Genomic DNA, 11,849 nt, shown 5'->3' on the forward strand with positions numbered 1-11,849 from the left:
TCAGACGCCGACATCCGGGCCGGGGCATTGAAGCGGCTGGTCGGCGATCACGACCTCGCTTGAAAACCCGGACGTGTCCCCGGCGATCTCGGCCACCACGACCCCGCCGTCGCGCCGGAAGTACCAGCAATGCTCGCCCGCCTCGCCGACGTAGACAAAGCAGATCATCCCGTCCTTCGGAAACCAGCGCCCTTCGCGGCAGGGGCCTTCGGCATCGGCGTCGAGTGTCCGGCGGCCTTCAAGATGACGTTCGCTGCCCCAGAAGACCCCGTCGATCCAGTAGTCGAGCGTCTGGCCGGTGGACCAGGCCTCGAACTCATCGGGCGTCATCAGGCTTTGCGCCCCGGCGGGGCCGGCGCAGAGCATGAGCGCAAGCGCCAGCCGCATCGTCACACGCCGATGTCCGGGCCGGGGCAATCGAGCGGGCTCTCGCTGCGGTCGACCTCGTAAAGCTCCTCGCCCGGCTGGCCGGTGTCGGACAGGGCAACGAGCGCCCCGTCCTCTTTCCAGAAGGTCCAGCAATGCGGCAGGGGATCGTATTCGTAGACAAAGCAGATATAGCTGTCTTCCGGATACCAGCTGCCATACTGGCATTCGCCGGGGGCGGTGCTCCACTGCACCTTGCGGCCGGGCAGGTATTCCTCGATCCCGAAGAGGCTGACACCCTGCCGGTAGGTCACGGTCTTGCCCGTCACATGCGCCTCGAACTCCTCGGCGCTGAGGGGCGTCTGGGCGAGGAGCGGCTGGATGCCGAAGGCGAGCAAAAGGCCCGTGGCAAGGGCAAGGCTGCGCATCGGGTCAGACCCCCACATCCGGCCCGGCGCAGGGCAGGGGGCCGCCGTCGCGCGAGCTTTCCAGGATCTCCCAGCCCCCGCCTTCGCCCATGTAGCGGCCCCGGATCTTCCCATCCTCGAGGAAGTAGAGCCAGCAGGCCGGTGTGGGGTCGTTCTCGTAAAGAAAGCAGATCTCGTCACCCTGCACATACCATTCGCCATAGATGCAGAGATCGCCTTCGAAGGCCCAGCGGACGCGGCGGCCCGGCAGGTATTCCTCGGTGCCGAAGAGCCCGCCGCCATAGTCGTAGGTGATGGTCTCGTTCGTGGTGTTCGCCTCGAACTCGGGCCCCGTCATCGGAGTTTCTGCCAGGCCGGGCGCGGCGGGCAGAAGGGCGAGAAAGGCAATGAAAAGGCTGTGTCGCATCCATCACTCCGGCGGCAGCGCGGTCACCCTGCCAGATGCGGAGGGAAGGGTCCAGTCAAGGCCGCGTGTCCGGCCGGGCCGGGGCCGGGGCGCGCCAGCGGGCGAGGTGCGGGCCGATCGCGCGGCGCCAGAGGCCGGGGACGAGGGCAATGGCGCAGGCGACCGGCAGCGGCCAGGGCAGGGTAGGCGCCTCGTTCGCCCCCGGCATGCGCAGGGCGGGGAAAGGGCGCAAGGGGTTCGCGTGGTGGTCCGAGTGGCGCGGCGCGTTCAGCATCACCACGGCGCTGAACCAGTGCGGCGCGTTCCAACTGTGGCGGAGGCCCACGGGCTCCAGCCGCCCATCGGCGCGTGGCCGGCGCTGAAGACCGTAGTGCTGGACATAGTCCGACAAGAGGATCTGCCCCTGCACGTGCAGCGCCAACAGGACCCAGATCAGAACGCCCATCGGCCCGGCGAGGACCAGGGCGAGGACGAGCGCGCCAAGGCTTCCCGCAAGATAACCGGCATAGGGGTGCAGGCCCGAAGTGACCCCCCGCGCCCTGAGTTCGGTTTCGGCCTGAAGACCCTTTCGGAAGCTGCCGATCCAGGCACGGCGGGCAAAGCGGTAGAAGCCTTCGCCCGCGCGGGCGGTGTTCGGGTCGGCCGGACTTGCGACGTGGCGGTGGTGCACCAGCCGGTGGGCGCTGGCATGCTGGCCGAAAAGGAGGGCGGCATAGACCGCGGCCCCCAGCCGGAAAAGCTCGCGCCGGGGGCGGTGGATCAGCTCATGCGCCGCCGGGTGGCCGACCTGGCCGAACCAGAAGCTGGCCGCGAAGAAGAGGAGGACCTTCTCGCCCGTCCGAAGCGTGCCGTCGGCGGCGATGGCCCAGACCACGACGGGAAGGGCCGCAAGGACGCCCATGGCGACCGAGACGAGGAGGAGATTGGCGGCGGGAAACTCCATCCCCTCGCCCGCGCCCGTGGTCAGGGGCACCAGTTGGTCGAGGAGGATGGTCAGCACCCCCATGTAAAGGAAGGCGAGCCAGAGCCAGATGCCGCCCTGCAGGACGCCCAGCGCCAGAAGCGGCAGTGGCAGCAGAGCGGCTACGGCGAAGGCCGAGAGGGGCAGGGAGCGGGCTTGCATCGGGGGCGGGTCCGGGGAAGTCTGGCGGGGCCGAAGGCCGGTGGTCGAGGGTTAGGGGGACAGGATGGCGGGAAGCTTGAGCGAATTCGCGGCGCTTGCAACTGCCATTGTGTCGCTGGCGGCGGCCGTCATCTATTGGCTGGCCTACGCCCGGCGGGCCGAGAAGGGGCCGCTTGGCGCGGCGGTGAAGACGGTTTCGACCGGAGTTCTGGCGCTGGGCCTCACGGTTGTCCTGCCGGGCGGCTGGTCCTGGCTGATCCCGCTGGGCCTCGCGCTCGGGGCGCTGGGCGATCTCTTTCTGGCGCTGGGGGGTGCTGCGCGCTTCCTGGCCGGGGTGGCGGCCTTTGGCCTTGGCCATCTCGCCTATGCGGGCTGGTTCCTGATCCGGTCGGGCGAGATCGGCTTCGACGGGCTGTCGGGGGCCGAGATCGCGGCGCTGGTCGGGCTCCTGGCGCTTCTGGCGTCAACCGAGCTTTGGCTCGCCCCGCGTACCGGGACCTTGCGCCAGCCGGTCAGGGCCTATGTCGGGCTGATCGGGCTGATGGGGGTCGCGGCAGTGCTGGTGCCGGAGCATCATGGCCAGGGCGTGCTGCGGCTGGGGGCCGGGCTCTTCATCCTGTCCGACCTTTTGCTGGCGATGCAGCTCTTCGTGGTGAAGGACGCGGTGACGCGGACGCGGCTCGCGCTGGCGCTCTGGCCCGCCTATTGGGTCGGTCAGGTGCTGATCGCGGTGGGGGCGGTGATGCTCTGGCAAGTCAAGGGCTGAGCGGCTTTCCAACCTTTTCTTGCCCCGCCAAAGCGATTAGGTGGAGGGAAGCATAGCCCGGGGACCGCCGATGTCGTTCTTCAAGAAGCTCAAGGATCGCCTGTTCCGGTCTTCGGACAAGATCGGCGAGGGGCTGGAGGCGCTGGTCTCGGACGGGGCGGAGGAGGCAGTTCACACGTCTTCGGCCCTGGAAGCTGCGCCCTCGGCCGTGGCAGAGCCGGAACGGCCCCCCGTTTCTGCGCCGGCTGAGCCGACCGCATCCTCGCCGCAAGCCAGCGTCCCTCCGGAACCGGAACGGCCCCCGACGCCCGAGCCCGCAGCGGCAAAGCCAGGCCTTCTCGGCCGCATCCTTGGCCGTGGCGCGCCCGAGGAAACCCGCCGGGTGCTGGATGACGCGATGCTCGAAAGCCTCGAGGAGTTGCTCATCCAGGCTGACATGGGCGTCGACACGGCGGTGCGCGTCACGGCCAACATCGCAGAAGGGCGCTTCGGGCGCCGCGTCTCGGCCTCCGAGCTCCGGGCGGCCCTCGCCTCCGAGGTCGCGCGGATCATGGAACCCGTGGCCCGCCCGATGCCGCTTTACCCCACGAAGCCGCAGGTGGTGCTGGTCGTGGGCGTGAACGGCTCGGGCAAGACCACGACCATCGGCAAGCTCGCCAGCCAGTTCAAGGCGGCGGGGAAGTCGGTGGTGATCGCGGCGGGCGACACCTTCCGCGCGGCGGCGGTGGAGCAGCTCCAGATCTGGGGCACCCGCGCCGGGGTCCCGGTCCTGACCGCGCCAGAAGGCAGCGATCCCGCAAGCCTTGCCTTCGACGCACTGACGAAGGCAAAGGCGGACGGCGCCGACCTTCTGATGATCGACACGGCAGGGCGGCTGCAGAACCGGCAGGATCTGATGGAGGAGCTTGCCAAGATCGTCCGCGTCATCCGCAAGGTCGACCCGACCGCGCCGCACAACACGCTTCTGGTCCTTGACGCGACCACCGGCCAGAACGCGCTGACCCAGGTGGAAATCTTCCGCAAGATCGCCGATGTCTCGGGCCTCGTGATGACCAAGCTCGACGGCACGGCCAAGGGCGGGGTCCTTGTCGCGCTGGCCGACAAGTTCGGCCTCCCGATCCACGCGATCGGGGTGGGCGAACAGATCGACGACCTCGCCCCCTTCGACCCCGAGGATTTCGCCCGCGCGCTGGTCGGCGCCGGGGACTAGGTGCTGTTGGGGCTAGGCGGAACACCCACCGCCCGCTAGGGTTCTTCCCTGCGTCGGGACGGACACGGAGGCTGGTGATGCAAAGCGCTGCGGCTTTGGCCCTTGCGATGGCCCTGACGATCACGCCCGCCGCTGCCCAGGGCACGCCGGACTGCGCGCCGGTCGTCGCCGCGATCTCCTCGGTCGAAGGCTACGAGGCGGCCATCCCCCCGGCAGCGCCGGATGGCGACTGGTGCGTGCTGGACGGCAGCCGCCTGCGCAGCACGGCAGAGGGAAGGCCCGACCTCGCGCTTGACCTTCTTCGCATCCGCCAGACCGCGACGGCATTCGACATCGACCTGCGGGGCTTTCGCGCCGCCCCGCGCCCTTCCGACCGCGACATGGACGACCGGTTGCGGTCCATGCTGCGCCTTCAGTCTGCCGACCTGAGCCTTCGGGCGGTGCACGATCCGGCCTCCCGCAGCGTGACCCTTTCGGCGCTGCGGCTGGAACTCTCTGGCGGCACCACTCTGGACCTGTCTGCCGATATTCAGGACGCCGACCTCTCTGCCGCAAGCCTTGCTGCCGGTCGCCTGACCCGGGCCACCCTCGTCTGGCGCAACGACGGCCGGGTCCTGCGTCCGCTTATGGACATGGCTGGCGAAGGGCTGGCGGGCGCGCCGGGCGGCCCAGCTGTCGATGCCGCGCGCGGGGCGCTGCAGGAGATTGTCGACCTTGTGCCGCCGTCCGCGCTGGACGATGCGTCACGCAAGGCGCTGTCGGCCGCCGTCCGGGCCCTGCCGCAGGGCCGGGGCAAGCTGGAACTGTCGCTGCTGTCCGAAGACGGGATCGGCGCCGCGCGGTTGGGCATGGTCGCGCTGGCCGGCGACCCCATGTCGCCGAAGGCCATGGCCGCGCTGTTCGACGGAGTGACGCTTGCCGCCGCCTGGACCCCCGGCCTTGCCGACTAGCCCGCCCTTGAACCTGCGCCCCATCCGGGCCAGATAGGAACGACGAGGCAAAGGTCGACCCATGGCGGAACGCAAGATCAACCCGGTGTTGAAACAGGTGCTGGAGCTTGGCCCCACCCTCATCTTCTTCCTGGTCTACATGCGGATCAAGGATGAGTCGTTCGTGTGGGGCGACGTCGCCTATTCGGGCTTCATTGTGGCAGCCCTGATCCTGGTGCCGCTGCTTCTTGCCTCAATTGCGGCGCTCTGGTGGCTGACCGGAACGCTCAGCCGGATGCAGATCTTCGTCGCGGTGATGGTCGTTTTCTTCGGCGGCCTGACCGCCTGGTTCAACGACGAAAGCTTCTTCAAGATGAAGACGACGATCGTCTATGGCAGCTTCGCCGTGATCCTGGGCGCAGGGCTCTGGCGCGGGAAAAGCCTGCTGCAATGGGTGATGGCCGAAGCTTTGCCAATGAAACCAGAGGGTTGGGTGATCCTGACCCGCAGGCTTGCAATGATGTTCGCCGCCCTTGCCATCGCAAACGAGGTGATCTGGCGCACCCAGTCGACCGAGCTATGGGTCAAGCTGGAAACCTTCGCGATGCCCGCCGCGCTGTTCCTGTTCCTGATGCTGCAGTTCGCGATGCTCAGCCGCTACATGGTCGAAACCGACGACGACAAATCCTGACAAGTTGCACAGGAATGCCGTTTTGCGGTCCGGATGACGCCTCAGGCCCGCCTTTAACCATGTCTATACCTAAAGGCGAGCTTGAGGGAGTTCGCCATGTACCGTCACCCGTTCGATCTGGTCCGCCTGTTCCTGAGCCTCTTTCAGGACCTGCCGCCGCTGTCGCGCAGCCTCTACATTCCGGGCGCGGTGCTTCTGGTCGGCTATCCTGTCCTTTCAGTGACGCTTGGCCCCGATCATCAGGGTGAAGCCTTCGCAACGGCTTTCCTTGTCGCCCTTGCGATCCGCATCGCGATGGGCTTCGAGGGAATGGTGCGGCGGATGCTGACGCGCTACACGCCCTTGCAGACGGTGCTCTTCGCCAGCGCCTTCGCCACCCTGCCGCTTCTGATCCTTGCCCATGCCGATGATCCCCTGTGGTGCCAGCGGATGCAAAGCCTGTTCTACGTCGTGATCGGCAGCATCTTCCTTATCGACGTGCTGAAAAACCGCACCGCGACCGCCGCCAGCTTCTGGCCCGACGTCGAGATGCGCGCCCACCTGCCGAACCTCAGCAAGATGATGGTGGTCTACAATTTCAGCTTCCTTCTGCTGAACGAAACGCTGATCCAGGTTGTCGATGCATCCCACTGGCTGCTCTTCTGGGCTGTCCTGCCGATCATCGGCCACACGATCCTGAGGGCCATGGTCCTGACCGTGATCAACCTCGATGACGAGGCCCACCCGGTCTGATCCGGCCGGCGGGCCAAGGGTCCGTCACTTTCCGATGTCCCATCAGGCCGCTGACAGGCCAGGGCCGACATGCGGCCCGCCGCCAAGGATCAGCCGCGACCAGCGGCGTCCCGGGCGGGGTTGCGGCAGGTCGGCAGCCCTCAGCCGCCCGTCCAGAAGCGCGCGGTAAAGCCCGATCGTGCCGGGGCGCAGATAGGGCGACCAGTGACAGATGCGGCGAGGCGGGTCCGACAGCGGATGACCGAGGCGCGCCAGCCCCTCCAGCGTCCGGGGCTGGTCGATCCAGAGATCATGCCACCCCGGATGCGCCCGACCCAGGCCCTGGCCGATGGATGTCCGCAGGCCGAGGTGGATGCCCCATTCGAAACAGGCGTCAAAGAGGTCATTCTCGCGCGTGGTGACATTGATCACTTCGGCCGCCCGACCCGCCGGCGTGTCCAGGGCAGCCAGCGTCCGCCCCCTTGTCTCGGCAGCGGCGAGAAGGATCATCCGCCCGATCTGGCCCGGTGCCACGTCCTTCAGCGCAGAAAGGGCCACCCGCGCGCCCATCGAATGGGCGATGACATGGATCGGGCGCCCGCTTAAGCCATGGACCGTCTGCGCGATCTCGGCCAGCGCGGCACCCGTCCAGCCCGCCCGCAGATGCGCACGCCAGGGGTCGCATTTCGCGTGCCATGCCAGCGCGATGCCAAGCCCGCCCTTGCCGTCAAGGCCAAGGTGGCGCGGCCAGCTGACCGCCCGGCGGTCGTCCTTCCGAGGCTCCAGCGACATGATCGATCCATGCGGGCAGTCGCGGGCAAAGCCGGGGGCATAGCGCCAGCCGTGGATCATCACCACGACCGGGGCGGCGTCGGGGAGCGTCTCCAGTTTGCGCGCCAGCCGGTCGCGGTCCAGTTCAAGGCCGTGGCGTGCGGCATCGGCGCGGATCGGTCTTGGATCGTCGGGCATGGCCTGCCTGCCGTGGCTGCCGGGGTCGCCGCCTTCCTGCCGCAGGGCGACGACGCAGGGGTGACGCGGGCGTAACGAACCAATGACGCACACAAGATGTGGCGGGTTGACCACAGCCGACCACAGGCGTAAGTCAGCCCTCGTGGCGCTTTGTTACCGGATTGCGGGCCACGTTAAACAAGCCGCTAAAGAGGTGAAGGGCATCCGCCCCGGCACCTTTTCCGTGTCCGGGGCTTTTTCTTGGCCGAAGGGGGCCTGTGATGACCGACGACTGGAAGACCCGCACCCGCCTTGTCCACGATGGCAGCCGCCGCAGCCAGTACGGCGAGATGGCCGAGGCGATCTTCCTGACGCAAGGCTTCGTCTACCCCACCGCCGAGGCCGCCGAGGCGCGCTTTGTCAAGGCGGGCGAGGATGAGTTCATCTACGCCCGCTACGGCAATCCGACGACCCGGATGTTCGAGGAACGCATCGCCGCCGTGGAAGGAAGCGAGGACGCCTTCGCCACCGCCTCGGGCATGGCGGCGGTTTCGGGCGCCCTGATGTCGATGCTGCGGGCAGGGGACCACGTGGTCAGCGCCCGGGCGCTCTTCGGGTCCTGCCTTTACGTCCTGGAAGAGGTGCTTCAGCGTTTCGGCGTGAAGGTCACTTTCGTAGACGGCGCCGACCTTGACCAGTGGCGCCGCGCGGTGACGCCGGGAACGAAGGCCGTGTTCTTCGAGTCCATGTCGAACCCCACGCTGGAACTGGTTGATATCACGGAGGTTTCCCGGATCGCCCACGCCGCCGGCGCGCTGGTGGTCTGCGACAACGTCTTTGCCACCCCGATCTTCTCCCGCGCGGTCGAACAGGGCGCGGACGTGGTGGTCTATTCCACCACGAAGCACATCGACGGCCAGGGCCGGGCGCTGGGCGGCGTCGTCTGCGGCACGCGTGAGTTCATCCGCAAGACGCTTGAACCCTACATGAAGCACACCGGCGGCTCGATGTCGCCCTTCACCGCCTGGATGCACCTCAACGGCATGGCGACGCTGGACCTGCGCTGCCGGGCGATGGCGGACAGCGCGCTGAAGGTGGCTCAGGCGCTGACGGCCAATCCGAAGGTCTCGAAGGTGATCTACCCCGGCCTCGCCTCGCATCCCCAGCACGCGCTGGCGATGGCGCAGATGGGCTCGGGCGGGACGCTGGTGACCTTCGAGGTCGCTGGCGGCAAGGAGGCGACCTTCCGGATGCTGAACGCGCTTGAGATCGCCAAGATCTCCAACAACCTCGGCGACGCCAAGACCATCGCGACCCACCCCGCGACGACGACCCATCAGCGTCTGCCGCAGGACCAGAAGGACGCGCTGGGCATCACGCCGGGGCTGGTTCGCCTGTCGCTGGGGCTGGAGGATGCGGACGACCTGATCGGCGACCTGACGCAGGCGTTGGCGCAGGCCTGACGGCCAGCGCTGGCGATCGGCCAGGCAGAAAACTGACTTACCACCCGCCGGCTGGGGATGCGGCATCTTGCCATCCCCTTCCCGGTCCTCCATCTATGTCTGCCGGGTGATCCGAAGGGTCTCCCGCCACGTAAACCTGATGACATTGACGGCGGTGCAAGCCGCCCGAACCGAAAGGACCTTCCCATGAACATCCACACCCCCGAGATCGACCGTCTTCCCACGCGCGCCGAGGCCGAGGCGGCGCTGGCCGTGCTGCGCCAGTGGGCGGGGAAGTCGTCGGATGACGAGATCGCGCGTCTGGATGCTGCCGTGGGTTACCTTCTTCCGGGGCAGGGCTATCCGGCGCTGTCGCGCGACTATCCGCACGGGTTCCGCGCCGATGCGGGCTATCTCGCCACGCTTCCCGACCTGCAGAACGGCCCCGCCAGCCTGATCCGGGGTGCCAAGGCGCGGATCCAGCATGTCGGCATCTCGAACTTCCGGCTGCCGATCCGCTATGCCACCCGCGACGGCGCGCCGCTGGTCCTGGAAACCAGCGTCACCGGCACCGTCAGCCTTGAGGCCGAGAAGAAGGGCATCAACATGAGCCGCATCATGCGGTCCTTCTACAAGCACGCCGAGCGTGAGTTCTCCTTCGGCGTGATCGAGGCGGCGCTGGACGACTACATGCGCGACCTTGGGTCGTTCGATGCACGCATCCAGCTGCGGGCCTCGTTCCCGATGCTGATGCCCTCGCTCCGGTCGGACCTTTCGGGCTGGCAGTACTATGACATTGCCCTTGAACTCGTCGAAACGGCGGGGGTCCGCAAGCGCATCGTCCATCTCGACTATGTCTATTCCTCGACCTGCCCCTGCAGCCTCGAGCTTTCCGAACACGCCCGGATGACGCGCGGCCAGCTTGCCACGCCGCATTCCCAGCGTTCGGTCGCGCGGTTGTCGGTGGAACTGACGGGCGAGATGTGGATCGAAGACCTGATCGAGCTTGCCCGCAAGGCCGTCGTCACCGAGACGCAGGTCATGGTCAAACGCGAGGATGAACAGGCCTTTGCCGAGCTGAACGCCGCAAACGCGATCTTCGTCGAGGATGCGGCGCGGCTTTTCTGCGAGGGGCTTCGGGCCGATGCCCGGATCGGCGACTTCCGGGTGATTGCCAGCCACCAGGAGTCCTTGCACAGCCACGACGCGATCAGCCTTCTGACCGAAGGCGAGACCTTCGCCGCTGAAAGCCTTGATCCGCGCTTGTTTGCAAGCCTGATCCACGCCGGCTGAGAGCGCGGCCCGGTGCCCCCGTCATGGCGGCACCGGAGCCCGGCGATTGACGCAGCGGACCGCGCAGCGTAGCCATGCCCAACCATGGTTGACCTCCGCCCCGTCGTCTATGTCATCGGCCGCATCCTGATCGTCCTGGCGATCCTGATGCTTGCGCCGGCGGCGATCGACTGGCGGGCGGGTCTTGAGAACGGCTATGCCTTCATGGCCTCGGCGGCGATCACCGGGGTTGTCGGCGGGGCCCTGACGCTGTCGACCGGGAACGCTCTGGGCCGGGCGCTCGACACAAGGCAGGCCTATCTTCTGACGGCCGGCATCTGGTTTCTCGTGCCCTTCTTCGGGGCGCTGCCCTTCTACATCGGCGCGCCGGGCCTGAACCTGCAGAATGCCTATTTCGAGGCCGTCTCGGGCATAACCACCACCGGGGCGACGGTGATCTACGGTCTTGATGACCTGCCCACCGGCATGAACCTCTGGCGTGGGATGCTCAACTGGCTCGGCGGTCTCGGGATCGCCTTCATCGCGATGATCTTCCTGCCCCTGATGCGGGTGGGCGGCATGCAGTTCTTCCGCACGGAAGGCTTCGATACCTTCGGCAAGGCCTTGCCCCGCGCCACCGACATCGCCCGGCAGCTGCTGGTGATCTACGTCTCGCTGACCGTTGCATGCATCGCCGTCTATGCCATCATCGGGATGACCGCGCTGGACGCGGTCGTGAACGGCTTCGCCACCATCGCAACGGGCGGTTTTTCACCCTCGGACGTGTCCTTCAACAAGTACGTCGGGGCGGGGGAGTATGCCGGTGCCCTGTTCATGATCCTCGGCAGCCTGCCCTACATCCGCTACGTCCAGCTGATGAACGGCTCGGCCCGACCGCTCTGGCAGGACAGCCAGGTTCGCGCCTACCTGCGCTGGCTGGCCTATGCCGTCGTTACGGTGACGGTCTGGCGGATCTGGGAAACCGGCGCGCCGCTGGAACCCACCTTCCGCGAGGCGCTTTTCAACCTGACCTCGATCATGTCCTCGACCGGCTTCTTCTCCGGCAGCTTCCCCACCTGGGGCGGCTACATGCTGGTCGTGGCCTTCGTGATCGGCGTCATCGGCGCCTGTTCCGGGTCATCGGCGGCGGGGCTTTCGGTCTTCCGGGTGCAGCTGGTGATCGCGGTGCTTCGGCGGGAAATCCGGCTGATCGGCAGCCCCTCCAGCGTCGACCCGATCCGCTACGAAGGCCGCAGCGTCGAAGAGGACGTGCTGAACGCGCTGATCCTCTTCGTGTCGAGCTTCATCCTGATCATGGGCGTCATGACCGTCGCCATGACCCTGATGGGCGTCGATCTTGTCTCGGCGCTGTTTGCGGTCTGGACCACGCTGGGCAATGTCGGCTACGGCTTCGGGCCGATGGTCGAACGCACCGGCACCTTCATCGACTTCCCGCCCGGCGCCATTGCGATCATGACCCTTTGCATGATCCTTGGCCGCCTTGGCCTTCTGGCGGTGCTGCTTCTGGTGCTTCCGGCGTTCTGGCGCCAGTAGCGC

13 protein-coding genes and 1 riboswitch are annotated in these 11,849 nt (G+C 67.3%); of the genes, 8 read left to right on the top strand and 5 right to left on the bottom strand.

Features of this window, described 5'->3' with window-relative positions; genetic code table 11:
* From AC2D9V_RS16145 to AC2D9V_RS16160, 4 genes are read right to left on the bottom strand one after another with little or no spacing between them, the layout of a single operon-like run.
* A complete protein-coding gene (locus tag AC2D9V_RS16145; protein ID WP_484715130.1) occupies positions 1-387 on the bottom strand; it encodes a hypothetical protein in 387 nt (128 codons plus the stop codon).
* Positions 388-389: 2 nt separating this feature from the next.
* A complete protein-coding gene (locus AC2D9V_RS16150) occupies positions 390-794 on the bottom strand; it encodes a hypothetical protein (protein ID WP_484715131.1) in 405 nt (134 codons plus the stop codon).
* Between the two features lie 4 nt (positions 795-798).
* Entirely contained in the window at positions 799-1,200 is a 402-nt protein-coding gene (locus tag AC2D9V_RS16155; RefSeq protein ID WP_484715132.1) for a hypothetical protein, read from the bottom strand.
* Positions 1,201-1,255: 55 nt separating this feature from the next.
* Positions 1,256-2,323: an alkane 1-monooxygenase gene (locus AC2D9V_RS16160; RefSeq protein ID WP_484715133.1), complete on the bottom strand. Its 1,068-nt coding sequence runs from the start codon at positions 2,321-2,323 to the stop codon at positions 1,256-1,258.
* A gap of 64 nt (positions 2,324-2,387) precedes the next feature.
* On the opposite strand from AC2D9V_RS16160, the gene AC2D9V_RS16165 reads away from it, so the two are divergent.
* The 5 genes from AC2D9V_RS16165 (at position 2,388) to AC2D9V_RS16185 (ending at position 6,651) form a co-directional block, all read left to right on the top strand.
* Entirely contained in the window at positions 2,388-3,089 is a 702-nt protein-coding gene (locus AC2D9V_RS16165) for a lysoplasmalogenase family protein (RefSeq protein WP_484715134.1), read from the top strand.
* A gap of 70 nt (positions 3,090-3,159) precedes the next feature.
* The gene (ftsY, locus tag AC2D9V_RS16170) at positions 3,160-4,299 is read left to right on the top strand and encodes a signal recognition particle-docking protein FtsY (RefSeq protein WP_484715135.1); all 1,140 of its coding nucleotides are present in this window, start codon (positions 3,160-3,162) and stop codon (positions 4,297-4,299) included.
* 77 nt (positions 4,300-4,376) lie between these two features.
* Positions 4,377-5,249, top strand: a complete 873-nt coding sequence (locus AC2D9V_RS16175) for a hypothetical protein (RefSeq protein WP_484715136.1) — start codon at positions 4,377-4,379, stop codon at positions 5,247-5,249.
* Positions 5,250-5,310: 61 nt separating this feature from the next.
* Entirely contained in the window at positions 5,311-5,919 is a 609-nt protein-coding gene (locus tag AC2D9V_RS16180; protein WP_484715137.1) for an inner membrane-spanning protein YciB, read from the top strand.
* A 96-nt stretch (positions 5,920-6,015) separates the two neighbouring features.
* Entirely contained in the window at positions 6,016-6,651 is a 636-nt protein-coding gene (locus tag AC2D9V_RS16185) for a hypothetical protein (protein ID WP_484715138.1), read from the top strand.
* A 42-nt stretch (positions 6,652-6,693) separates the two neighbouring features.
* Here the strand turns inward: AC2D9V_RS16185 and AC2D9V_RS16190 are convergent, their stop codons facing one another.
* Positions 6,694-7,599, bottom strand: coding sequence for an alpha/beta fold hydrolase (locus AC2D9V_RS16190; RefSeq protein WP_484715139.1), 906 nt, complete (start codon positions 7,597-7,599; stop codon positions 6,694-6,696).
* A 132-nt stretch (positions 7,600-7,731) separates the two neighbouring features.
* A riboswitch (SAM riboswitch) is annotated at positions 7,732-7,809 on the top strand.
* A gap of 50 nt (positions 7,810-7,859) precedes the next feature.
* Here AC2D9V_RS16190 and metZ point away from each other — a divergent pair.
* The 3 genes from metZ (at position 7,860) to AC2D9V_RS16205 (ending at position 11,846) form a co-directional block, all read left to right on the top strand.
* On the top strand, positions 7,860-9,041 hold the full coding sequence (gene metZ, locus AC2D9V_RS16195; protein ID WP_484715140.1) for an O-succinylhomoserine sulfhydrylase: 1,182 nt from the start codon (positions 7,860-7,862) through the stop codon (positions 9,039-9,041).
* Between the two features lie 186 nt (positions 9,042-9,227).
* Positions 9,228-10,313, top strand: coding sequence for a GTP cyclohydrolase FolE2 (gene folE2 / locus AC2D9V_RS16200; RefSeq protein ID WP_484715141.1), 1,086 nt, complete (start codon positions 9,228-9,230; stop codon positions 10,311-10,313).
* A gap of 84 nt (positions 10,314-10,397) precedes the next feature.
* Positions 10,398-11,846 (top strand): TrkH family potassium uptake protein, encoded by a 1,449-nt coding sequence (locus AC2D9V_RS16205; protein ID WP_484715142.1) that lies wholly within the window; start codon positions 10,398-10,400, stop codon positions 11,844-11,846.
* Positions 11,847-11,849 lie beyond the last annotated feature (3 nt).

This window comes from Tabrizicola sp. T46 (assembly GCF_057219895.1).

Coding starts and splice junctions, on each gene's coding strand:
- AC2D9V_RS16145 (WP_484715130.1), bottom strand. CDS start 387: ATGCGGCTGGCGCTTGCGCTCATGCTCTGCGCCGGCCCCGCCGGGGCG.
- AC2D9V_RS16150 (WP_484715131.1), bottom strand. CDS start 794: ATGCGCAGCCTTGCCCTTGCCACGGGCCTTTTGCTCGCCTTCGGCATC.
- AC2D9V_RS16155 (WP_484715132.1), bottom strand. CDS start 1,200: ATGCGACACAGCCTTTTCATTGCCTTTCTCGCCCTTCTGCCCGCCGCG.
- AC2D9V_RS16160 (WP_484715133.1), bottom strand. CDS start 2,323: ATGCAAGCCCGCTCCCTGCCCCTCTCGGCCTTCGCCGTAGCCGCTCTG.
- AC2D9V_RS16165 (WP_484715134.1), top strand. CDS start 2,388: ATGGCGGGAAGCTTGAGCGAATTCGCGGCGCTTGCAACTGCCATTGTG.
- ftsY (WP_484715135.1), top strand. CDS start 3,160: ATGTCGTTCTTCAAGAAGCTCAAGGATCGCCTGTTCCGGTCTTCGGAC.
- AC2D9V_RS16175 (WP_484715136.1), top strand. CDS start 4,377: ATGCAAAGCGCTGCGGCTTTGGCCCTTGCGATGGCCCTGACGATCACG.
- AC2D9V_RS16180 (WP_484715137.1), top strand. CDS start 5,311: ATGGCGGAACGCAAGATCAACCCGGTGTTGAAACAGGTGCTGGAGCTT.
- AC2D9V_RS16185 (WP_484715138.1), top strand. CDS start 6,016: ATGTACCGTCACCCGTTCGATCTGGTCCGCCTGTTCCTGAGCCTCTTT.
- AC2D9V_RS16190 (WP_484715139.1), bottom strand. CDS start 7,599: ATGCCCGACGATCCAAGACCGATCCGCGCCGATGCCGCACGCCACGGC.
- metZ (WP_484715140.1), top strand. CDS start 7,860: ATGACCGACGACTGGAAGACCCGCACCCGCCTTGTCCACGATGGCAGC.
- folE2 (WP_484715141.1), top strand. CDS start 9,228: ATGAACATCCACACCCCCGAGATCGACCGTCTTCCCACGCGCGCCGAG.
- AC2D9V_RS16205 (WP_484715142.1), top strand. CDS start 10,398: ATGGTTGACCTCCGCCCCGTCGTCTATGTCATCGGCCGCATCCTGATC.